Source organism: Terribium retamae (assembly GCF_022347545.1).
Classification (GTDB): Bacteria; Pseudomonadota; Alphaproteobacteria; order Rhizobiales; family Rhizobiaceae; genus Mesorhizobium; species Mesorhizobium retamae.
The window spans coordinates 84199-105771 of the sequence record NZ_JAKREW010000015.1 but is presented as its reverse complement, the minus strand read 5'-3'; the positions used below and the strand labels follow the sequence as shown (position 1 = coordinate 105771).

Here is a 21573-nt window from a genome sequence, read left to right as displayed (position 1 = left end):
GTTGCCCACTCCGCCAGCAAGGACGTGCAGCAAGTGTCCCCATAATGCTTGAGTGACTGCAGAAACCGGCCCATTGCGGTCAGCCCCGGGGGAATACTGAAAATTCCCGGTTCGCGGGGATGGCGCTGCCCGCAAACTCGTTTAATGACGTGTTTGCGAAAGATTCTTGCGCAGCGGGCAGAAACCATGCCGATAAAAGCCGACCTGGATGCCATCGACTGGAAGATACTGCGCGAGTTGCAGCGCGATGGCCGCATGACGAATGTCGAGCTGTCGCGACGCGTCGGCATATCGGCTCCGCCGTGCCTGCGGCGCGTCAAGCGCCTTGAGGAAACCGGCATCATCCGCGGCTACCGTGCCCTGCTCAATGCGCCCGCTCTCGGCATGGATGTCGTGGCGTTCTGCCTTATCGGGCTGCATCATCAGGCAGATGCGGAACTGAAGGCCTTTGCCGAGCGCACACGCAGTTGGCCGATCGTGCGCGACGCATGGATGGTATCGGGGGAATCCGACTTCCTGCTGCATTGCGTGACGAGCGATCTCGCTACCTTCCAGAGCTTCGTCATCGAGGAACTCACCTCCACGCCGAATGTCGATACGGTGCGCACCGCGCTGACGATCAGGCAAGTGAAAGATGCCGGATTAGTCGAAATCAATGCCTTGAACCAAACACAGTAAAGGCGCATGGCTGGACGCAGCCCACGCCGCGTCTAGTTCTTCCTTCATGTCTCAATTCAACACGCCCGTCTCCGCTCTGATCATCTGCAAGAATGAGGTCGACATGATTGCCGACTGCCTGCAGAGCGTCGATTTCTGCGCTGAAATCGTCGTGGTGGACTCAGGCTCGACGGACGGCACGCTGGAATGCATCGAAGATTTCATCGCCAAGGGTTATCCGATCCGCCTCTTCCACAATGATTGGCCGGGTTTCGCCAAGCAGCGACTTTTTGCGCTGGAACAAGCCACGCAGCCCTGGTGCCTGTGCATCGAGGCCGACGAGCGCGCCGACGCCGAACTGAGGCAGTCCATCATCGACATCGCAGGTTCAGGCAGCGCCGATATCGATGGCTGGTTCGTCCGTCGTCGCGACTATCTCAAAGGCTATGGCTATGCCCATCGCTGGGTCGCTCACAATCGCATCTTCCGCTTCTTTCGCCGAGACAGGGCGACAATGGATATCGCCCAGCGCGTGCATGAATCCTTCAGGGTGCCCGGCCCCACCGCGCTCATCGAAAAAGGGATGCTTCTGCATCGTCGCGCCACCTCGCTGACGGAGGATTTGAAGCGCACCAACGCCTATTCATCGCTCAAGGTCGAAGCCCAGAGCGAGCAGGGTGAAAAACCCAGCATGGCGCGGCTGATGGTCTCACCCTGGATCAATTTCCTGAAATTCTACATCGGCAAGCGCTATTTCCTGTGCGGCCGCCATGGCTATGTCCACTCGGCGATGGTCTTCCTCTATTCCTACGTCACCGAAGCGAAGCTCTTCGAGGCACGCGACGAACGCCGCGCTGAAAAGAACACCCTCGAGGCAGGCCAATAGCCTGAATTTCGCGCATCGCTGCTTGTTCCGCGTCAGCGCCATCCTTCACATGGAACAGTCGTGACAGTCCCGCGCGGCGTCCCGCCTCGATGTCGGCCTCCTTGTCGCCAAGTATGATCGATCCGACCAGGTCGAGGTCCAGCCTTGCCGCAGCGGTCAAAAGCATGCCCGGGTTGGGTTTGCGCATGGGATGGTCGTTCGCCGCCAGAACGCCTTCTCCAGCCTCGTGGTAGGCGCAGGCCAGGACCATGTCGATGAAGCAATTCCGCTCAGCCAGGAGATCCAGCACCCGGTTGTTGACGCCAGCAAAAACATCCCAGCCGAAATAACCGCGCGCGATGCCGGACTGGTTGGTTACGATGATTGCCGGCAATCCCGCCTGGTTGGCAGCCTGGATGACGGGCACGATCTGGTTACGCAACACAATCTGTCGCGGCTCACTGGGATAGCCGATATCGACATTGATCGTGCCGTCGCGGTCGAGAAATACAGCCGGTCGACCGGCTGCAAAGCGTGTCTGGCCAATTCGTTCCACCCAAAGCCCGGGCGCTTCGAGCGGATACGAGGCCTTTGTCTCGGGCATCAGGCCGCGGGACCGTTGCTCAGACGGCTTTCCACCTCTTCGCAAAGATAGTGGTAGAGGCAGATATGGCCCTGCTGGATGATCGGCGTGAAACTGGACGGCACGTTGAGCAGGATATCGCACAGCGGCTTCAGCTTGCCGCCAGTGTCGCCCGTCATGCCAATCACCGTCATGCCCATGGCGCGCGCCTGTTCCGCCGCCGCCAGAATGGAAGGGGAGTTGCCGCTGGTCGAGATCGCCAGCAGCACGGCATCTTGCGCGCCATGCGCTTCAACCTGCCGGGAAAACACCGTGTCGAAACCGTAATCATTGCCCCAGGCCGTCAGCACGGCTGCATTGGCAGGCAGCGCGATGACGTTGTAGGCCTTGCGCTCTTTCAGAAAGCGGCCGACCAGTTCGCCGGCAATGTGGATCGCATCGCTCGCCGAGCCACCATTGCCGCAGATCAGGAAGGCCTTGCCCGCGGATAGCGCCGCGACGACCGCATCGGTTGCGCGTTGCATTTCAGCGGAAAGATCGCGCTCGGCCATGGCCGTGATCGCGGCAGCGGAGCGGACAAGATAGTCATTCAGATTGGACATGGAGTTCAGGTTCCGCTGCGGCCGCGCAATTTGCCAATGGTGCCGGTGGTGCTTTTTCCGGCGACGAGATCGACCAGGACAACACGGCCGCCCGCCTTCTGCACCACGTCGGCGCCAACCACCTGGTCGACTGTATAGTCCGCGCCTTTCACCAGGATGTCTGGCAGCAGCATCTCGATCAGTTTCAGCGGCGTGTCCTCCTCGAACAGCACCACCGCATCGATGGAGGCAAGGGCCGCCAGGACGCAGGCACGGTCGTGTTGATCATTGACCGGCCGCTCCGGCCCCTTCAGCCGCCGCACGGAAGCGTCGCTGTTCAAGCCCAGGACCAGCCTGTCGCATTGGCTGCGCGCGGCATTGAGAAGGCTGACATGGCCAGCATGCAGGATATCGAAGCAACCATTGGTGAAGCCGACGGTCAGGCCTTCATCCTTCCAGGTTCTTACCAGCCGCTGGGCCGCGTCAGCATCGAGAATTGCATCCTTGTGGACCGCGCCGTGCGAACGAAACAGCGCTCCGGTCACTTCGTCGGCCGTGACGCGGGCCGTGCCACGTTTGCCGACGACAACGCCGCCGGCAGCATTGGCAATGGCTGCCGCGGCAGCGCGATCGGCGCCTGCCGCCAGTGCGAGCGTAAAGGAGGCTATCACCGTATCGCCTGCACCGGAGACGTCGAACACCGCGCGGGCCTGGGTTGCGATGTGACGCGCCGATTGCGCGTCGACGACGCTCATGCCCTTTTCGCTGCGGGTCGCCACGACGAAATCAAAGTCGTTGGCCGCGATCAGTTCGCGCGCGGCAGCAACGATTTCCTCATCCGTGAAGACCGAGCGCCCTACGGCTTCACCCAATTCCTTGCGGTTCGGCGTCACGGCCGTGGCGCCCTGATAGCGTGCATAGTCTCGCCCCTTCGGGTCGACGAGAACCGGTTTGCCTGCCTCACGACAGATCGCGATCAGTTGCGCTGCCACGCCATCGAGCAGGACGCCTTTGCCGTAGTCGGACAAGATGACGATATCGGATCTGGAAAGCGCCGCTCGAAAATCGGCAAGCAGCCTGGTTCGCTCCGCAGTGTCCAGCGCCCGGACTTCTTCTTCGTCAAACCGCAGAACCTGCTGGTTGAGCGCGCTGAAGCGACTCTTCGAAGACGTCATACGATCGCGTGTCAGTCCAATGCCGCCTGCGTCGATGCCCAATTCGGCGAACATGCGCATGACGTTGCGACCGGCAGCATCGTCTCCGAGGACAGAGACAGGGATTGCCTTGCCTCCCAATGAGACGATGTTGGACACGACATTGCCGGCGCCACCGACCGCCAGTGTTTCACCGCGGCCATGCAGGACAGGGATCGGCGCTTCCGGCGAGATGCGTTCGATTACGCCGCTGACGAAGCGGTCGAGGATCAGATCGCCGACCACCAGCACGGTGATATCGGCAAACCGGGCGATCGCGCGGTGAAGGATTTCAGGAGAAGACAGGTGCAACTCGCTCATGCGCAAGCCGATATACCGCAAAGCAGGGCAGTGCAACTGCGGCAAGGCCATTGATGCCTTACCATGGATACCCTTGTCGACAGGCTCCTCCACCTCTCCTATAAGGACCGCGATCCGCTCAACAATCCGAGGTGCTGATGATCATCGTAACCGGCGGCGCCGGCATGATCGGCTCCAACATCGTCGCCGCGCTCAACGCGGAAGGCCATGACGACATCCTGGTCGTCGACGACCTGACCGACGGCCACAAGATCGTCAATCTGGCCGATCTCAGGATCGCCGACTATCTCGACAAGGACGAGTTTCCAGCCTTGTTCGAGGCCGGCAAGCTCGGCAAGATCGAAGCCGTCTTCCATCAAGGCGCCTGCTCCACCACCACCGAGTGGAACGGCAAATTCATGATGGAGGTGAATTTCTCCTATTCGAAGCGCCTGCTGCATGCCTGCCTCGAGCAGCGCGTGCCTTTCCTCTACGCATCCTCGGCCTCGGTCTATGGCGGTGGCTCCGAGTTCCGGGAAGACCAGGAATTCGAGCGCCCGCTCAATGTCTACGCGTGGTCGAAGAAATTGTTCGACGACTACGTTCGCCGCATCGTCGGCCCAGGCCACTCACAGGTCGCCGGCCTGCGCTACTTCAATGTCTACGGCCCTCGCGAACAGCACAAGGGCACGATGGCTTCGGTAGCCTTCCATCTGTTCAATCAGGTCGGGCGCGGCGAGAACCCGAAGCTGTTCGGCGCCTATGACGGCTTCGGTCCTGGCGAGCAAAGCCGCGACTTCATCCATGTCGGCGATGTCGCCGACGTCAATCTCTGGCTCTGGAAGCGAGGCGCCAGCGGCATCTTCAACTGTGGCACTGGCCGCGCACAGCCCTTCCGTACCATCGCAGAAACGGTGATCGGCTCGCTCGGCAAAGGCAGCATCGAATATATCGACTTCCCCGACCATCTGAAGGGCAGCTACCAGAGCTTCACCCAAGCTGATATGTCCCGCCTGCGTGCTGCCGGTTACAACGGCCAGTTCCGCGACGTGGAAACCGGCGTGAAAGACTATGTCGAATGGCTGAAAGCCCGACGATCCTCGTGATCGGCCCCCGCTGGGTGGGCGACATGGTCATGGCGCAATGCCTGTTTTCGGCGTTGAAAGAGCTCCATCCGAACGCCGCCATCGACGTCATGGCGCCCGCATGGGCCGCCCCCTTGGTTGGGCGCATGCCGGAAATCCGCCAGCAGATCGAGATGCCGGTACCGTCCGGCAAGCTGGAGCTCGGCGTCCGGCGCAGATACGGCCGCATGCTCAAGGGCCGTTATGACATGGCCTATGTGCTGCCCGGCAGCTTGAAATCGGCCCTGATCCCGTTCTTTGCCCGAATTCCGAAACGCGTCGGCCATCTGCGCGAAATGCGCTACGGCCTGCTCACCGATATTGTGGAACAACCCAAGAAGGAAAAGCGCCGAACTGCCTACGGCTTCTTTTCGCTGGCGCGCGGCGGCACCTTCCGGGCTCCGAAGCTCACCGTGGCCGCCGCGAACCAGGCTGAGTTGCTCGAACGCAACGATCTCGAGGTCGGTAAGTTCGTGGCGATGATGCCGGGCGCCGAGTTCGGCCCGGCAAAACGCTGGCCGAGCGCATCCTATGCCGGCCTGGCCCGCGCCATGATGGCGAAGGGCTTCAAGGTCGCGCTCTTCGGCTCGAAGAACGATAGTGCGGTGACCGAGGAGATCTCGGCGCTTGCCCCCGGCTGCGTCGACCTGGCCGGCAAGACCCGCCTGGAAGACGCTATCGATCTCATCGCCGCGGCCAAAGTGGCGGTTTCGAACGACAGCGGCCTGATGCATGTGGCGGCAGCGGTCGGCACGCCGATTGTCGCAGTCTATGGCTCGACATCTCCCGAAAACACGCCCCCGCTCGCCGAAAAACGCGAACTTGTATGGCTGCAGCTCCCCTGCTCGCCATGCCACGAGAAGGTCTGCCCGCTCGGCCACATGAACTGCCTCAACACTTTGGAGGTCGGACGCGTCGTCGAGGCCGCGGATCGGCTCCTCGAACAGCCTGCAGCCGCATGAAAGTCCTGATCGTCAAGATTTCGTCGATGGGCGATGTCATCCACACCTTTCCGGCCGTAGAGGATGCTCTACGCGCCCGACCGAATATAAGTTTCGACTGGTGCGTGGAGGAACCTTTCGCCAGCATCGTGGCGCTGCATCCAGCGATCGGTACGATCCACAAGGTTGCGCTGCGCCGCTGGCGCAAGCAGCTTGCTTCGCCGGCCACCTGGCGGGAAGGTGGTGCTTTGCGCAATGCCCTGCGTACGAGCCGTTACGACCTGGTGCTCGACGCGCAAGGCTTGATGAAATCGGCCTTGGTCGCCAAGCTCGCCGGCGCGCCGATTGCTGGTTTCGACAAGGAAAGTGCCCGAGAACCCGCGGCCACCGTCTTTTACGATCAGCGTTACGGTGTCCCACGCAACCTGCACGCCATCGAGCGCACGCGACGCCTATTCGCCCTGGCACTCGGTTATGAGCCGGATTTGTCGACACTTGATTCCGGTATCGCCGTTCCTTCCGGCAGTTCGCCGGTTCCGACCGGACAAGCCGCGACTTTGCTGCATGGCACCAGTCGCGAGGACAAAAAATGGCCGGTTCAGGAATGGATCGCCACGGCTGAACTGCTCGTCAGGCAAGGATTTACGCCGGTCACGACCTGGTCAAACGACAAGGAGCGGGCCGTCGCAGAAGCGATCGGCAAAGCTGTGCCTGCAACTCTGGTCGTACCGAAATCGCCATTGTCCGAAGTCGCTGGCCTGATCGGCCGCTCGACGCTCGTCATCGGTGCCGATACCGGGCTCACCCATCTGGCGGCCGCGTTCGGCTTGCCCACCGTTGCGATTTTCCTGACGACGGAACCGGGTCTTACCGGCCCGCGAGGCCAGTTTGCCTCAACGCTGGTGGCTCATGGCGAGCAGCCTGTGACACCACAAGCCGCGGTCGCAGAGGCAACGACTTTGCTGAGACTTAAAGGTCGATAGTTGCCGGGAAGCCAGCAGGCCGCTCTTTCGCGCGGCCTGGCCCCAATATCACCAGATCCTAGACGAACTGAACCTTGACGATCTCATAGCCGCGAGCACCACCTGGCGCATTGACTTCGATGGCGTCGCCGACCCCCTTGCCGATCAACGCACGCGCGATTGGCGAGGAGATCGAAATACGGCCGGCCTTCACATCGGCTTCCTGGTCGCCGACGATCTGGTAGGTTTTCTTCTCTTCCGTGTCTTCGTCGACCAGAACGACGGTGGCGCCGAACTTGATCGTGCTGCCCGAAAGCTTGGAGACATCGATGACTTCGGCACGCGCGACGAGATCCTCGAGCTCGCTGATGCGGCCCTCATTGAGGCTCTGTTGCTCCTTGGCAGCGTGATATTCGGCGTTTTCCGAAAGGTCGCCGTGCGAACGTGCCTCGGAGATCGCTTCGATGATGCGCGGCCGCTCTTCCTGCTGGCGCCAGCGCAGCTCTTCCTTGAGAGACTCGAAACCTCCGCCTGTCATCGGCACTTTGTTCATCATGTCACCTTTCCTGCCAGCCCCTGAAGCGGGACCAACCCTGTCGCTGGGTACAAAAAGAAAACGGCCCGGCAGCTTCTGACTGACGGAACCGTCTCACCTCAGATTCCAGTAATATAGCAAGCTCTAGCCGATTTTCATCTCAAAAAAAGCAGCAGGGACATTCCCGCATCGGCAGGTTCACAGCTCGACAACCGACGACAGCCTCATGGGATTTGGGGCCAACGAAACCGCTCGGGGATGAGACGAAAACGGTCAGCTTCTCTCGTAATGTTCGATCTGCTCGGAGAGCATGCCGTATTCGCGCGATTGCTTGCCGGTCCGTTTTTCGATCTCGCCAAGCTGCTCGCGCGCACCGGCCACATCACCCATCTGCAGGCGCGCTTCGCCCAGATATTCGCGCACCAGCGTGTAGTCCGGATTCTGGCGCAGCGCTTCCTCGTAATAGCCCAGGCCGACAAGGATGCGGCCCGATTTACGATGCGAATAGCCGAGATAGTTGAGGATCCGCGGATCCTTCTTGTTTGCGGCGAGCGTCAGAACCGCGATCGCCTCGTCATAGCGACCGGCCATTGCCAGGTCATGCCCCGCCTCATAGATATTGTCATCGTCCAGCATACCTTGCTTGGGCGGCGTGCATTTCTTGGACTTGGTGTCGTACACCTCGCCCTTCTTGCATTTCGTGACGGTCGGGCTGGATGTATCGCCACCACCTTCGCCTGCCGCCTGAACCTGGACGGCAGCAAACGGCAAGGCGACCAGAACGGCCGCAGCATGTATCAGAAGTCGCTTGTGCATCGGGAACTCCTCCTGGCCTATCGACGAGAGGATAACGCCGGTCGGGTTCGATTTCATCCCGCTAAGAGTGGACTCTATCCCTTGAAAATGAAAGCAGCGCCACCGGCAATCAGTGCGAACCCGATCGCATGGTTCCAGGTCAGCGACTCCTTCAGATACAGCACCGAGAACACTGCAAAGACGGTGAGCGTGATCACCTCCTGCATCGTCTTCAATTCCGCGGCGGAATAGACCTGGTTGCCGATGCGATTTGCGGGCACCGCCAGCCAGTACTCGAAAAAGGCGATCATCCAGCTGCCCATGACGGCGATCCAGATCGGCGAACTCTTGAACTTGAGGTGCCCGTACCAGGCGAAGGTCATGAAGACGTTCGAGGCGACGAGCATGAGGATCGGCAGGACGCGAGGCGAGAGAATCAGCGACATGGGGAAAAATCCATAGAAGGAGAGAGCGTCCATTTCGTCCCGCCGGCCCTCCCAGTCAACCATCCGCTGCGAACCGGCTCAGCGAGCTTTTTGCAACAAGGTCGTAACCCATTGTGAACGAAGAGTTCTCGGCGCCAGGCAACCCAACAGGCACAGTCGCCGTTTGTGCTCCATGACGCTGTTGAAATGGCCGCTGGCGGCAATCGGACTTACGTTTCTGGGTGCCGCCGTGTCGTTTGAAGGCGGCGTAGCGTGGGCGAAATCACCCAATTTGCCCGCGACGGCACCGATACCCGAAAGCCACCGCCGGGACATGGGCGAAATCAAGCCGACGCCTTCCGAAGACGATCCGCCTTCCAGCGTGCCGCTGCCGCAGGCGCGTCCCGACGATACGTTGCCCGACCACCAGATGAAAGGAGAGAAGGCCCATAAGCCGTTCCAGGGCCCGGAATTACCGCCGGATTGGAAAAACCCCACCGTGGTCAAACCGCCGCCAGATCCACGCTCCGCAGTTGTTCCTGCGGAAGTGATGCCGGCAGAAGAAACGGCATGCCGTAGGCGGCTGGCGGCACTCGGCGCCGAATTCGAGGAAGCGGAAGCCAGGCATGACACCGCCCTCGGCTGCTCATTGCCCTACCCGCTGCTGCTTAGGAAGCTGGGAAAGTCGGTCGAGATCGAACCTGATGCGGAACTCAATTGCGCCATGGCCGAAACCATGTCCCGCTTCGTCAAGGACGTAGTCGTGCCGGCAACCAAAGTCGAACTCGGCCAGGAGTTGAAATCGATCTTTCAGGCATCAGGCTATGTCTGCCGTCCGCGCAACGGCAGTTCCAAGCTTTCGGAGCATGCCTTTGGCAATGCGGTGGATATTGCCGCCCTCACGCTTGCGGACGGCACCGTCGTTCAGGTCGGCAAGACGTCGTCCGCAGCCCAGGCGAAGCTGATCGAGCAAATTCGCAAGGACGCCTGCGGACCGTTCAAGACGGTGCTCGGACCTGGTAGCGATGCCGATCACGCCTTGCACCTGCACCTCGACCTGGCTCCGCGCCGAAATGGCGGCACGTTCTGCCAGTGAAGGCTTCCCGCCGCATTTCCACCACAGCTGTAAACCGCGCCGCTGAACTTTCCTTTACCCTTGAGGCGTAAAACACCCTTGGCTCGAGGGGCTTGCCCGAGGGACGGGAAGAACGATGGCCGGAGAAACTCACATCGCTGGGCGACCCAGGCGCAAGCCGTGGGTCGCGACAAGGCGGATTGCCGCGTTGAGCATGCTGGCGACAGCCGCGGCCTGCACGACGGGCGACGTCTTCGAGCTGAAGCCCGCAATCGATGTCGGCTCGACGACGTCTGCGGTGCCGAGGATGACGACTGCCGAACCGCAATTGTCCGGCATGCAGACCCTCGTGCCATCCAACCCCTATATGACGGCGGCCTATCCGCGCATGGACGAACCGATGTCGCCCGTGGAGCAGTTGTCGGCGGAAGAGATCGACTGCCGCAACGAGCTTAAGCGGCTCGACGTCGCCTATACCGATCTCTCCCCGATCCGGGAGGGACAATGCGGCATCGAGCACCCGGTCAAGGTGACGGCAATCGGCAATGTCCAGATGAAGCCGGCAGCGACGCTGACCTGTAATATGGCCGCCACCTTCGCAGCTTGGACGAAGCGCGAACTGGTCCCGACGGCGCGCTGGCGCTATTTTTCCGGCGTGAAGACGATCCATCAGGGGTCGAGCTATTCTTGCCGTAAGATCGCCGGCGAAAGAGTGCTTTCAGAGCACGGCAAGGGCAACGCACTCGACGTGATGAGCATCGAACTGAACAACGGCGAGGACATCGACGTGCGCAAGCCTGGCTGGTTCGCCTTCCGCACCAGCGGTTTCCTCGATTCCGTTCGGTCCGACGGCTGCGACTACTTCACCACCGTGCTTGGCCCTGGTTACAATTACGACCACCGCAACCATTTCCATTTCGACATCAAGAACCGCAGGAACGGCTACCGCGCCTGCCGTTAGGACGCGCCGGCTCTTGTCAAAGTTCAATACGCGTTGGACAAAACGCCCGGCAACGCTTTTCGAAGTGGCGGGTGGGATGCTATTGAGCGCGTATGCTATACGCTGAAATCGCTATCGTGGTCGCTCTCATCTGCGTGAACGGCCTTCTGGCAATGTCCGAACTCGCCATTGTCTCTGCCCGTCCTGCGAGGCTCAAGGCGATGATCGACCGCCATGTCAGTGGTGCGGCACGTGCATTGGAGCTTGGCGCCAATCCAGGTAAATTCCTGTCTTCCGTGCAGATCGGCATTACGTTGGTGGGTATTCTGTCCGGTGCCTTTTCCGGCGCCACGCTGGGCGAACGGCTGGCCAGCTTCCTGGCTGATGCCGGCGTGGGCCCACGTTTCGCCAACACCGCCGGTGTCGGCATCGTTGTGGCGGTGATCACCTATGCTTCGCTCATCGTCGGCGAACTGGTACCGAAGCAGATCGCGTTGCGCGATCCCGAGCGTGTGGCATCCCGTGCCGCGCCATTCATGGCGGTGCTCGCCAAAATCGCAGCTCCGATCGTTTTCATCCTCGACATCTCCGGCCGCGCTGTTTTGTGGCTGCTCGGCTTCAGCGGCGAAAGCGAGGAGAAGGTTACCGACGAAGAGATCAAGATGCTGGTAGCCGAAGCCGAACACCATGGCACGATCGAGTCGGATGAACGCCGCATGATTGCCGGAGTGATGCGGCTGGGCGACCGTGCGGTGCGTGCCGTCATGACACCGCGTACCGACGTCGACTGGATCAATCTTCAAGTCGATGACGCGTCGATCCGCAAACTTTTGATGGAAACGCAGCACTCTCGCCTGCCGGCGGGCGAAAGCGTCGACGCCATGATCGGTGTCGTGCAAACACGCGATGTCCTGGCGGCATTGCTCGCAGGCCGAGCGCTCGATCCGCGCAAGCACGTCAAGACGGCGCCCATCGTGCACGACCAGGCTGATGCTTTGGACGTGCTGGCGACCTTGCGCGAATCCGAGGTGCCGATGGCTCTTGTCCATGACGAGTACGGCCATTTCGAAGGCATCGTCACGCCGGCCGACATTCTGGAAGCCATCACCGGCGTATTCCGCTCCGACCTCGATGCCGGCGACGAGGAGGAAAGCGCCGTTCAGCGTGACGATGGGTCATGGCTTTTGGCTGGCTACATGCCTGCCGACGAGATGGCCGACCTGCTCGGTTTCGACCTGCCCGACGATCGCGACTACGAGACCGTTGCGGGCTATCTCCTGTCGCACTTCGCGCATCTGCCCACCACCGGTGAGGCGATCGACGCGCAGGGTTGGCGCTTCGAAGTGGTGGATCTCGATGGCCGCCGCATCGACAAGGTTATCGCTACGCGGCTTGCCGGTGCGCCACACGGCGTGGCGCGATAAATTCAAGTATTAGGGGTGAAAAGGCATCAACTGCCTTTTCACCAAAGAGCAACTCAGGCTGCTTCGACGTCAGCCGTCGCCAGATCGGCATCGCGGGCCGTCTTCAGTGCACGTGTGTACCAGGAAAGCTGGTTCAGCATGTCCTCTGCGGCCTGGTTGACGTGTTCGAGTTCCGACAATTTCGTGCCGCCCTTGACGGCCATGTAGTCCGCCCAAACGATATGAACTGCGGTGCGCACGGGTACCATCTGCAATTCGATGGCATGGAGACGGAGCTGTTCGATTGCGCGCGCGCCCCCAACGCCACCGTAACCTACAAAGCCCACCGGCTTCTTGTTCCACTCGGTGTAGGCATAGTCGAGCGCGTTCTTCAGGACGGCGGTGGGCCCATGCGTGTACTCGCTGGCCGTGAAGATGAAAGCGTCGAATTCATCGATCTTCTTCTGCCATCGCTGAGCAGCCTCGTTCTTGGACGGCGCCCACAGCGAGGATGCCGCTTCGTCGAAAAACGGCATGGGATAGTCGCGCAAATCGACAAGCTCGACTTCCCATTCGCTGTGCTTGGCAGCGAGCTTGGCGATCCACTCCGCCGGTGCGTCGGCGAAGCGGGTTGCTCGCGTCGAACCGATCACAACGGCAATCTTGGGTTTAGACATCGGAGGCTCCTTGTAAGGACGAACTAGGAGTATCATTTGGATACCGACGCTATATCTGATACTGTCAACTCGCTTGGCAAGGAGGCACTTTTTTGAAACCGAGGCACCCGCATGTCACCGGCGACTGTCTGGCAGTCAGCGATATCCTGCAGCGCATCGGCGACAAATGGTCGTTGCTGGTCGTCCAGAATCTGGGCGAAGGTCCGCACCGCTTCAACGAATTGAAGCACCAGATCGGCAACATTTCGCAGAAGATGCTGACGACGACGCTGCGCAGTCTGGAGCGAGACGGTTTCGTCACGCGGACGGTGTTTCCGACGATTCCGCCAAGGGTCGACTACGAACTGACCGATCTTGGCCGCGAGCTGCTGATTCCGGTGAAGGGATTGGCCGAATGGGCCATCGCCAATGCGGGCCGCGTCAGCGAAGCGCGCGCGCGCTTCGATGGCATCAAGGCAGCAGCCTGACGCACTATCTCTTTGCTTTTACGCAATTCCGGACGGAAAACCGCTACACATTTTTCCTGGAATCGCGCTTCGGAATCATTCAGCGGGTACCGGCTTCGGATTGCCTTCGCCGTCCAGCGCCACCATCACGAAGCCGGCATGCGTGACCATCTCCATCAGGTCGGAGAGGTAGCGTTGTGCCCAGGCCTCGACTTTCAGTGTCATCGAGGTGCGGCCGACGCGCTCCACGACCGTGTAGATGCAAAGCGTGTCGCCGATCTTCATCGGCTTGGCAAAGGACATCTCCTTCACAGCAGCGGTCACCACCCTGCCCTTCGCGCGCTCTGCCGCGCGGATACCGCAGGCCAAATCCATTTGCGCCATGACCCATCCACCGAAGATGTCGCCGGCTGCATTGGCATCGGAAGGCATGGCCAGCGTCCGAAGCGTCAGGTCGCCCTTCGGTTTTCCGTCCGCGTAATGCACCATGCGAAAATCCTTCATGCCGAATGTCATGATGCCGTAACCGCGCAACTGAAAAGCGTCAACGCTGACGAACGGGCATATCGTCCTTGCCGCAAATGGCACCCGTATTTCAGTCGTTTTTCTCACACCGCATGCCGGAAGTGCCGGTGATAGCGACGAATGCGACAGCTAGTCTTGCCGAAAAGCAGACCGAGCGCCGCCAATCACCATGCAGACCTATGATTTTATCATTGTCGGATCCGGTTCCGCCGGTTCGGTTGTGGCGGAGAAGCTTTCGGCATCAGGACGTTTTTCCGTACTCGTCCTGGAGGCCGGCGGCAGTGACAATCGCTTCTTCGTCCAGATGCCGTTGGGCTACGGCAAGACCTTTTTCGATCCCGCCGTCAACTGGAATTACAGGACAGAGCCCGATCCTGGTCTTGCCGGCAATGCCGATCATTGGCCGCGCGGCAAAATCCTGGGTGGATCGAGTTCCATCAACGCGATGGTCTGGATCCGCGGGGCGCGCGAGGACTTTGACGCCTGGGCAGCCGCCGGCAATCCAGGCTGGGGTTATGACGACGTCCTGCCAATCTTCAAGGCCATCGAAGACAACGAGGCCGGTGCTGATGAATGGCGTGGTCGTGGCGGGCCGATTCACGTCACCGACAACCGCGCGCGAATCCACCGGTTGACGACCCGCTATCTGAAGGCCGCCGAGCAGGCCGGCCTGTCCACCAACAACGACTTCAACGGCGCAAATCAGGAAGGCGCCGGCATCTATCAGATCACCACTAAGAACGGCCGCCGCATGTCGGCCGCACGTGCCTTCCTTCGCCCCGCCATGAACCGCGCCAACGTCCGTGTCGAAACAAATGCGCTGGCGACAAAAATTCTCTTCGATGGCAAGCGCGCGGTCGGCATCGAATACGTCCGGAACGGCGAAACCAGAACCGCACGCGCCGGCCGGGAAGTGATCGTGTCCGGCGGCTCGATCAACTCACCTCAGCTTCTTCAGCTCTCCGGGATAGGCCCAGCCGGTCTGTTGTCCAACCTTGGCATTCCGCTTGTGCAACAGTCGGAAAACGTCGGTCGCAACCTGCAGGACCATCAAGGCATCAACTATACCTGGAAGGCCAAATGGCCAACCCTCAATCAGATCCTGCGGCCGTGGTGGGGTAAACTGCTGGTTGGCATGCATTATCTCGTCCTGCGCTCCGGACCGCTGTCGATGTCGATGAACCAGGGCGGCGGCTTCTTCCGCACCGATCCCGGCCAAGCCCGGCCCAACATGCAACTCTATTTCCAGGCCTTTTCCACCGTGCTGCCAAAACTCGGCGAGCGTCCGATCCTCTCACCGGATCCGTGGCCCGGCTTTTCCATCGGCCTTTCGAACTGCCGCCCATCCAGCCGCGGCGAAATCATGATCCGCTCGAAAGATCCGCAGGATCATCCGAGGATCACGCCCAACGCCTTCTCGACCAACGAGGATGTGTCGGAAATGCTCGATGCGGTGAAATTCCTGCGTCGCATCGCGGCTCAACCTGCGCTCGCCGATGTCATTGCAGAGGAAGTTTTGCCTGGTCCTTCAATCACTTCCGATGCCGATCTGATTCAGGATTTCAGGAAACGCTCCGGCACGGTCTACCATCCTGTATCGACCTGTCGCATGGGCCCCGACCCAGCGCGGGCCGTGGTCGATCCCCGCCTGAAGGTCCACGGTCTCTCGGGTCTGCGCGTCATCGACGCGTCGATCTTTCCTGACAACATCGCCGGCAACACCAACGCCGCCTCTATCATGACGGGATGGAAGGGCGCTGAAATGGTTCTGGAGGACAATCGATGAAAATCACCGACGTAAAAACCTGGGTCGTCGGCAATCCACCACCCGGCATCGGCGGCAAATATTTCATCTTCGTCAGACTGATAACCGACTCCAATGTGGTCGGCTATGGCGAGGCCTACAATGCAACCTTCTCCGCGCATGTCACGGCGCGCATGATCGAAGACATGGCCGAACGCTATCTGGTCGGCCGCGATCCGCACGATATCGAGAATTTCTTCCGGCGTTGCTATTCGTCGGGTTTTACCCAGCGCCCAGACGTATCCGGCATGGGTTGTTTCTCGGCACTCGAAATGGCCTGTTGGGACATCATCGGCAAGGAGGCCGACAAACCGGTCTACAAGCTGCTGGGTGGCCAGGTGCATGAGAAGCTGCGCTCCTACACCTATCTCTACCCGCATGAGGGCAGCGTCCATTCAGAGGATGCACGTGGGCGCAACGTCTACAACGATCCCGATCTCGCCGCTGAATGCGCGACCCACTATGTCGAGCAGGGCTTCAATGCAGTGAAGCTCGACCCGGCGGGCCCTTACACCGCCTTTGATGGCCATCAGCCGCGCCTCCTCGACATCGACCTCTCAGCCCGGATGATCAAGGCAATCCGCGAGGCCGTCGGCACCAGGGCCGACATCCTGTTCGGCACACATGGCCAGTTCACCGCTTCCGGAGCGTTGCGCATGGCCCGTGCCATCGAGCCTTATGACCCCCTGTGGTTCGAGGAACCAGTGCCGCCCGACATGCCGGAAGTCATGGCGCAGGTAGCGCGTGGTACCTCGATCCCGATCGCTACAGGCGAGCGGCTGACCACCAAGTTCGAATTCGCCCGTGTCATCGAGAACCGTGCAGCCACCATCCTGCAGCCCGACCTCGGCCGCTCCGGAGGCATCCTCGAAACCAAGAAGATCGCGGCGATGGCAGAGGCCTATCATATTCAGATCGCACCGCACTGTTATTGCGGGCCGATCGTCGGCGCTGCCAATATCCAGCTCGCCGCGACGTTGCCGAACTTCCTCATCCTGGAATCCCTGAAGCAATGGGACGGCTTCCACGCCACCTTGCTCAAGAAGAAGATCGAATGGCAGGATGGCTGGGTCATTCCGTCGAAAGAACCTGGCCTCGGCGTCGAACTCGACGAAGCGGTCTGCGAAGCACATCCATGGAACGGCAAGCAGTTGCACCTGGAGATGGCGCCGGACCCATTGTTCCCCTAGGGAAAAGGAAAGTCCTTATAAAAACCCAACCGTTTCATCGGGTTGTCGAGATCTTCGGAATCGGTTCCGCAAATTGCCCATTCACGACAGGAAGTGTTTGAATCAGCACTTCAGTTTCAGGGCGCCAGGTACGACCACAAACTCTGCCGGGACACGGCCCGGCGCTTCGCCATCTATATCAACCAATGCACTGTTTTCGAATGCGCCGCTTGCCGGCTCGACCAGAACCTTGCTGCCGCGCAGAATGGTAACTGCCGGATGATTGCGATGCTGGCCGCTGTAGAGCAGATGGATATCGCGCATGAGCGCAACCTTGCCGGCCGCACGAAGGATAACGATGTCGAACTGCCCGTCATCCAGCGAGGCGTCCGGCGCAATCATCATGCCGCCACCGAAGAAAGGGCCGTTGGCTATTGCCACCAAGGCGACACGCCCCATGATCGGTTCACCATCGTCGATCGTGACCACGACGTCATCGAAGCGATAGTTGAAAAACTCGGTGACCGTCCGCCACAAGAACAGAGCCTTTGCCGGAATACGTCCCTTGCGCTTGTCCGCATTCACCGCTCGGTCGACATGACCGGACAGGCCGAGGCTGGCGATATTGATGAAATGGCGGCTGGCCAGAGCGCCATGATCGTCAATGTAGGAAATGCGCCCGACATCGATCAGCCGCATGCCGGAACCAGCGATCCGCTCGACGACCGAATCGATGTCGTCCGGGAGACCGAGCCCGCGGGCGAAATCCGTTCCGGTACCGCATGGCAGCAGGCCGAGCGCGGGGCGGTCATGCCCCTCTCTTGTCGCCTGCAGCAGACCATCGGCAGTTTCGGAGGCCGTGCCGTCACCGCCGGCGGCAATGACCAGATCATATCCCTCGGCCGCGAATTCGATCGCCAGACGCTCCGCGTCTCCCTCGGCCTGCGTCTCGCGCAATTCGAAGCGTCCGAGATGCTGCTTGAGCGCGACGGCAACATCTGGCCAGTCGCGTATCAGCCGGCCATCGCCGGCAACGGGATTGAGAATGATGCCGACCTTCAACCGCTCCTCCCCTTGCGGTGGTCTTACCTGTCTGGAAACGCCTTACCCAAAACTCGGCACGGGCCGAGCAGGTTGCACGCGATGCGTGGTTTGGGCAAAACCGTTCCGTTTACCCGAAAAGTCCCCTTTTACCACAGGTTATTCCCGATAACCCCGATATTCACAGGCCGCCAGCGGTTTCGAATGCCGGTATTCGGGCGTATGGTTAAGTCATCTCAGGCGGCCACGGATTGAACGGTCGAAAGACAACGGCAACCACGCGGAACTCCTGAGGCCTGCACCGCGCAGATCAGCAACGGGCTTGCTTGTTGCCAGATCGAGAGCCGCGATGTGCGGGGCCGCGGAAAGCGTGCGAACGCCAACGGCGGACCGATGCGAGCCATGAAGGCCGGGAAAGACCTTCGATGGCACGTCGACCGAAACCCGCAAGGGTCGGGGGCCGGCGTGATCCGGAATGGACGCAGCCTTTCGGGGAAGCGGACTGACGGGTCGTCAAAATCAAGGCCAGCAGGTGCAATGTCCTTCGGAAATTGCCGCCGCTGACTGGTCCTGGTCTGACAGGGAGGCGCTGGGAGAAATCCCGGCGCCAACTGTTTCTCGGCCGCTTCACATGCACTACCTCCAGAACCCAGAAGCTTCGGGTGGCCGTTGGGGGCCCGGACCGGCCAGGCTGCACATAGGAACGGAATCGGTTATCGTCCCCCCGTCATTCGAGGAGAGGGACCTTCCATGACGCTGATCCAAAAGCTTGCCGTGGCTTATGCCGTATTGTTCTTCGTCGTCGTCGCCATCGGCTATGTTCCTGCCTTCAACGACGCCAACGGCTATCTTTTCGGCCTCTTCTCGCTGCAGTGGTACGACGATCTGCTACACGCCTTCTCCGGCGTCTGGGCTGCGATCGCTGCCTTTATCTCGCATCGCCAGTCGGTGTTCTATTTCAAGCTGTTCGGCTCGGTTTACCTGTTCGACGGCGTCCTTGGCCTTGTCACCGGATCGGGCTGCCTCGACGGCGGTATCTTCCTCAACGGCTTCCGCTCCTTCAACGACATCGAACTCCCGGCGCGTTTCTTCGCCAATCTTCCGCATCTCCTGATCGGCGGCATTGCCGTCTATATCGGCTTCAGGCTTGCCAAACGCGTACACGACCACTTCGCGACGGCCTAAGCCATGTTCGTGCTGCGTTGGCTGAAGCGCATCCTGAAGGCGATCGCCGGGCTGGTCGTGATCGTCCTGCTCATCCCGGTTCTCGGGCTGACCTATGGCTGGCTCACCACCTCGGGACTTGATAGGACGCCCCTGCCCGGCATTGCCGAAGGCGCGCCGCGGAAGGAACTGGCCGACAAGCTGCGCGCCGAGATTCCAGGCTACCAGCGGCCGGAGGAATCGACCTTCCTTACCTATCCGGAATGGGCGATCGTCTATGCGGCGCGTGAATATGCCGGCTATGTGAAGGACAATCCGCCGAGCGGCTTTCCATACTGGTCCTATATCGGCCGCTTCTGGCAGGACTATGCGATGGTGATCCGCGCCAGCTCCGCCTACCCGTTCAACTGGCAGAACCATCAGATGCTGGCCGTCATCGGCACCAGCCATACGATCGAGCACGCGATTCAATGGGCCTACGAGAATACGGTCGGCCGCGTTACGGAAGCCGTCGGCGGCCATCGCACCGCAGCTGACGTCTACCAGGCAAAGGTGGCGGCAGAGTATGCCGCCTTCCTCGACCAGGTGCCATGGTATCAGTTTCCCTATGCGGAAAAACGAGCAGCTCTGTTTGCCGTCCAGCCAGCCCTCAGTGACGGCGTGGTCCGACCAAACGAGCGCAAGCTCGCCTTCGGTCTCGCTGATACCATCAAGCAGGGTTATGCGGATTTGATCAAACAGGCGCTCGCCGCCACCTCCGATCCCGCGCTGCTCGACATTCACGTCTGGGCCGTGGGACCGGTCGGCGACGCAACACTCGGTGAGCGGGAAACCTTGCTGGAGCGCGATCTTGGCGCTGATGGCGCTGTCTTCGTCACCAAACGCTATCAGGTCTTCACGGAGATGATCCCACGCCTGATCGACAAGGGCGTTTCCTTCGTCGAGATCGGCGGCAATGATGAGATCCTGGCAACGGTTCTGTCCAACGGCCCGGTTGCCGTTCCCGAAGGCGCGCGCGAACTGTTCGCCTATCAGCTACCGGCCGAGCCTGCATCACGTCGCACCGGTCTGATCGTTGCGGTCCGCAAGCTGCATGCAGTCGTTCCAGCCCTTATCAAGAGCGGGACCAGACTGGAACATATCTACGATTATTGACGGTTTTCGCCACGCTGATTTCACAATCGCAGCGAAATCCCGCCGTGTTGCTGAGCGATCTTGGCCCTGATTTCGAGGGGCTCAAACGTGATCAAGACCGCACTTGTCGCCATGACCATCGTGGGATGCGACTGCGATGCCAGGCTTTGTGAGTATATCGGCGAAACACCGGCCAAATGGTCGACCCTTGCCGATTGTGAAGCTGCGATGAAAAACCAGATGCTGCACCACGGAAAGGGTTTCAGCTATCCAGTGGTTTCCGGCATCTGCCGCACCGTAGAACCGCAGACCGCGATGGCCGTTTCGACCTTTCCACCGCAGATCGCTTCGGCTCCTCTCGACGACGAAATCGCGGCACTTGGCTTGCGCCGGCCGGAAATTCCGATCGCTCCGCGCCCGATGCCGATCGTCAAGGTCAATGCGGAAACCCAAGGAACCGATGTCGGCGGCGACGCAATTCTCTACCGGACCGAAAGCGGCTACACACTGGTAAAGACCAGGCTGGGCCGGACTTTTTCAAGCACCGCGATGGTCGTGAAACGCTCCGCAGGCTGGCTTGCTGCGCAGCTGCAGGATGCGTGGTAAATCGCCTACTCGCCCATGCGAAGCTTCAGGCTTTGCCAGAACTTGTCGATCATCGGCCTGTCGTCTTTGGCATTGTCGTCGTCCAGGCTGGTAATGACGACCACTCCCTGGTTTGCTGTTCCATAGCTCATCACTTCATAGGTAACCCGATCGGCGTGGGTCTTCACCGTCGCCGTCAACCCACGCAGCACCTTGCCGTCGGCGAGCTTTCGCGAGCCGGCTTTTTGGCTGAGCTTTCCACCCGCTTGCACCGATTCCTTGGTGATCTCCTGAAGCATGAGCTGGTTGAGCGTCACCGGGTTCATGTCGGAATATTCCTGCACGATCACCATTGAGCCGACCGCCGAAGCCATCAGATGCTGATCGATCCCTTTGGAGAGGTTCGTTTTCGTCACCGTCACCCCACTCGGATGCACGAAGGAGAAGCTGTCGCTGCTGAAGGTCGCGAATGCGTTGCGTTCCAGCCTGATCTTCGCCTTGTCGCCATTCGGCAAGGTCACGGTCGCGTCTTCGTCGGTATCGATGTCTACGGAAACGCCGTCGATGGTGAGCTTGTAAGCCTTGAAGTCTTCGGAAACCGCCGGCGCGCAAACAAACGTGACAGCTACGAAAACTGCCATCGTCATGC

At 60.4% G+C, this 21573-nt stretch carries 24 protein-coding genes; 14 read left to right on the top strand and 10 right to left on the bottom strand.

Annotated features, from left to right (window positions below; translation table 11 throughout):
- Positions 1 to 186: 186 nt before the first annotated feature.
- Both L4923_RS16430 and L4923_RS16425 read left to right on the top strand, forming a co-directional pair.
- Positions 187 to 678 (top strand): Lrp/AsnC family transcriptional regulator, encoded by a 492-nt coding sequence (locus L4923_RS16430; protein WP_239366951.1) that lies wholly within the window; start codon positions 187 to 189, stop codon positions 676 to 678.
- 46 nt (positions 679 to 724) lie between these two features.
- The gene (locus L4923_RS16425) at positions 725 to 1543 is read left to right on the top strand and encodes a glycosyltransferase family 2 protein (protein ID WP_239366949.1); all 819 of its coding nucleotides are present in this window, start codon (positions 725 to 727) and stop codon (positions 1541 to 1543) included.
- On the opposite strand, the gene L4923_RS16420 is transcribed toward L4923_RS16425, so the two are convergent.
- From L4923_RS16420 to rfaE1, 3 genes are read right to left on the bottom strand one after another with little or no spacing between them, the layout of a single operon-like run.
- On the bottom strand, positions 1470 to 2126 hold the full coding sequence (locus L4923_RS16420) for an HAD family hydrolase (protein WP_275448440.1): 657 nt from the start codon (positions 2124 to 2126) through the stop codon (positions 1470 to 1472). The genes L4923_RS16425 and L4923_RS16420 overlap by 74 nt on opposite strands.
- Positions 2126 to 2707: a D-sedoheptulose-7-phosphate isomerase gene (locus tag L4923_RS16415; RefSeq protein WP_239366947.1), complete on the bottom strand. Its 582-nt coding sequence runs from the start codon at positions 2705 to 2707 to the stop codon at positions 2126 to 2128. The genes L4923_RS16420 and L4923_RS16415 overlap by 1 nt, the downstream gene beginning before the upstream one ends.
- Positions 2708 to 2712: 5 nt before the next feature.
- Positions 2713 to 4200 (bottom strand): D-glycero-beta-D-manno-heptose-7-phosphate kinase, encoded by a 1488-nt coding sequence (gene rfaE1, locus L4923_RS16410; protein WP_239366944.1) that lies wholly within the window; start codon positions 4198 to 4200, stop codon positions 2713 to 2715.
- Between the two features lie 137 nt (positions 4201 to 4337).
- Here rfaE1 and rfaD point away from each other — a divergent pair, with 137 nt between their 5' ends.
- From rfaD to waaC, 3 genes are read left to right on the top strand one after another with little or no spacing between them, the layout of a single operon-like run.
- Entirely contained in the window at positions 4338 to 5285 is a 948-nt protein-coding gene (gene rfaD / locus L4923_RS16405; protein WP_239366941.1) for an ADP-glyceromanno-heptose 6-epimerase, read from the top strand.
- The gene (gene waaF / locus L4923_RS16400) at positions 5258 to 6265 is read left to right on the top strand and encodes a lipopolysaccharide heptosyltransferase II (protein WP_239366938.1); all 1008 of its coding nucleotides are present in this window, start codon (positions 5258 to 5260) and stop codon (positions 6263 to 6265) included. The genes rfaD and waaF overlap by 28 nt, the downstream gene beginning before the upstream one ends.
- Positions 6262 to 7227 carry a lipopolysaccharide heptosyltransferase I gene (gene waaC / locus L4923_RS16395; protein ID WP_239366936.1) on the top strand — a complete coding sequence of 322 codons (966 nt, stop codon included), beginning with the start codon at positions 6262 to 6264 and terminating at the stop codon, positions 7225 to 7227. Before waaF ends, waaC begins: the two co-directional genes overlap by 4 nt.
- A 58-nt stretch (positions 7228 to 7285) precedes the next feature.
- Here the strand turns inward: waaC and greA are convergent, their stop codons facing one another.
- The 3 genes from greA to L4923_RS16380 all read right to left on the bottom strand — a co-directional run bounded on the left by greA (position 7286) and on the right by L4923_RS16380 (position 8982).
- On the bottom strand, positions 7286 to 7759 hold the full coding sequence (greA, locus tag L4923_RS16390; protein WP_239366986.1) for a transcription elongation factor GreA: 474 nt from the start codon (positions 7757 to 7759) through the stop codon (positions 7286 to 7288).
- Positions 7760 to 8014: 255 nt separating this feature from the next.
- Positions 8015 to 8557: a tetratricopeptide repeat protein gene (locus L4923_RS16385; RefSeq protein WP_239366933.1), complete on the bottom strand. Its 543-nt coding sequence runs from the start codon at positions 8555 to 8557 to the stop codon at positions 8015 to 8017.
- Between the two features lie 74 nt (positions 8558 to 8631).
- The gene (locus L4923_RS16380) at positions 8632 to 8982 is read right to left on the bottom strand and encodes a DMT family protein (protein ID WP_239366930.1); all 351 of its coding nucleotides are present in this window, start codon (positions 8980 to 8982) and stop codon (positions 8632 to 8634) included.
- Between the two features lie 172 nt (positions 8983 to 9154).
- Here L4923_RS16380 and L4923_RS16375 point away from each other — a divergent pair, with 172 nt between their 5' ends.
- From L4923_RS16375 to L4923_RS16365, 3 genes are all read left to right on the top strand, one after another.
- A complete protein-coding gene (locus L4923_RS16375) occupies positions 9155 to 10057 on the top strand; it encodes an extensin-like domain-containing protein (protein WP_239366927.1) in 903 nt (300 codons plus the stop codon).
- Positions 10058 to 10190: 133 nt separating this feature from the next.
- Positions 10191 to 10997, top strand: coding sequence for an extensin-like domain-containing protein (locus L4923_RS16370; RefSeq protein WP_425530961.1), 807 nt, complete (start codon positions 10191 to 10193; stop codon positions 10995 to 10997).
- Between the two features lie 92 nt (positions 10998 to 11089).
- The gene (locus L4923_RS16365; protein ID WP_239366924.1) at positions 11090 to 12400 is read left to right on the top strand and encodes a hemolysin family protein; all 1311 of its coding nucleotides are present in this window, start codon (positions 11090 to 11092) and stop codon (positions 12398 to 12400) included.
- A 53-nt stretch (positions 12401 to 12453) separates the two neighbouring features.
- Here the strand turns inward: L4923_RS16365 and L4923_RS16360 are convergent, their stop codons facing one another.
- Positions 12454 to 13056 (bottom strand): NADPH-dependent FMN reductase, encoded by a 603-nt coding sequence (locus L4923_RS16360; protein ID WP_239366921.1) that lies wholly within the window; start codon positions 13054 to 13056, stop codon positions 12454 to 12456.
- A gap of 92 nt (positions 13057 to 13148) precedes the next feature.
- Between L4923_RS16360 and L4923_RS16355 the strand changes: the two genes are divergently transcribed.
- Positions 13149 to 13523, top strand: a complete 375-nt coding sequence (locus L4923_RS16355; RefSeq protein WP_239366918.1) for a winged helix-turn-helix transcriptional regulator — start codon at positions 13149 to 13151, stop codon at positions 13521 to 13523.
- 75 nt (positions 13524 to 13598) lie between these two features.
- Here L4923_RS16355 and L4923_RS16350 read toward each other — a convergent pair whose 3' ends face one another.
- Positions 13599 to 13991, bottom strand: coding sequence for an acyl-CoA thioesterase (locus L4923_RS16350; protein ID WP_239366981.1), 393 nt, complete (start codon positions 13989 to 13991; stop codon positions 13599 to 13601).
- A 205-nt stretch (positions 13992 to 14196) separates the two neighbouring features.
- Here L4923_RS16350 and L4923_RS16345 point away from each other — a divergent pair, with 205 nt between their 5' ends.
- Positions 14197 to 15813 (top strand): GMC family oxidoreductase, encoded by a 1617-nt coding sequence (locus L4923_RS16345; RefSeq protein ID WP_239366916.1) that lies wholly within the window; start codon positions 14197 to 14199, stop codon positions 15811 to 15813.
- Positions 15810 to 17021: a mandelate racemase/muconate lactonizing enzyme family protein gene (locus L4923_RS16340; RefSeq protein ID WP_239366915.1), complete on the top strand. Its 1212-nt coding sequence runs from the start codon at positions 15810 to 15812 to the stop codon at positions 17019 to 17021. The genes L4923_RS16345 and L4923_RS16340 overlap by 4 nt, the downstream gene beginning before the upstream one ends.
- 102 nt (positions 17022 to 17123) lie before the next feature.
- On the opposite strand, the gene L4923_RS16335 is transcribed toward L4923_RS16340, so the two are convergent.
- Entirely contained in the window at positions 17124 to 18062 is a 939-nt protein-coding gene (locus tag L4923_RS16335) for a diacylglycerol/lipid kinase family protein (protein ID WP_239366914.1), read from the bottom strand.
- Between the two features lie 729 nt (positions 18063 to 18791).
- On the opposite strand from L4923_RS16335, the gene L4923_RS16330 reads away from it, so the two are divergent.
- The 3 genes from L4923_RS16330 (at position 18792) to L4923_RS16320 (ending at position 20945) form a co-directional block, all read left to right on the top strand.
- Positions 18792 to 19226 (top strand): hypothetical protein, encoded by a 435-nt coding sequence (locus L4923_RS16330; RefSeq protein WP_239366913.1) that lies wholly within the window; start codon positions 18792 to 18794, stop codon positions 19224 to 19226.
- 3 nt (positions 19227 to 19229) lie between these two features.
- The gene (locus L4923_RS16325; RefSeq protein ID WP_239366912.1) at positions 19230 to 20360 is read left to right on the top strand and encodes a hypothetical protein; all 1131 of its coding nucleotides are present in this window, start codon (positions 19230 to 19232) and stop codon (positions 20358 to 20360) included.
- A gap of 87 nt (positions 20361 to 20447) precedes the next feature.
- On the top strand, positions 20448 to 20945 hold the full coding sequence (locus tag L4923_RS16320; protein WP_239366911.1) for a hypothetical protein: 498 nt from the start codon (positions 20448 to 20450) through the stop codon (positions 20943 to 20945).
- A gap of 5 nt (positions 20946 to 20950) precedes the next feature.
- Here the strand turns inward: L4923_RS16320 and L4923_RS16315 are convergent, their stop codons facing one another.
- Positions 20951 to 21571, bottom strand: a complete 621-nt coding sequence (locus L4923_RS16315; protein ID WP_239366909.1) for a hypothetical protein — start codon at positions 21569 to 21571, stop codon at positions 20951 to 20953.
- Positions 21572 to 21573 lie beyond the last annotated feature (2 nt).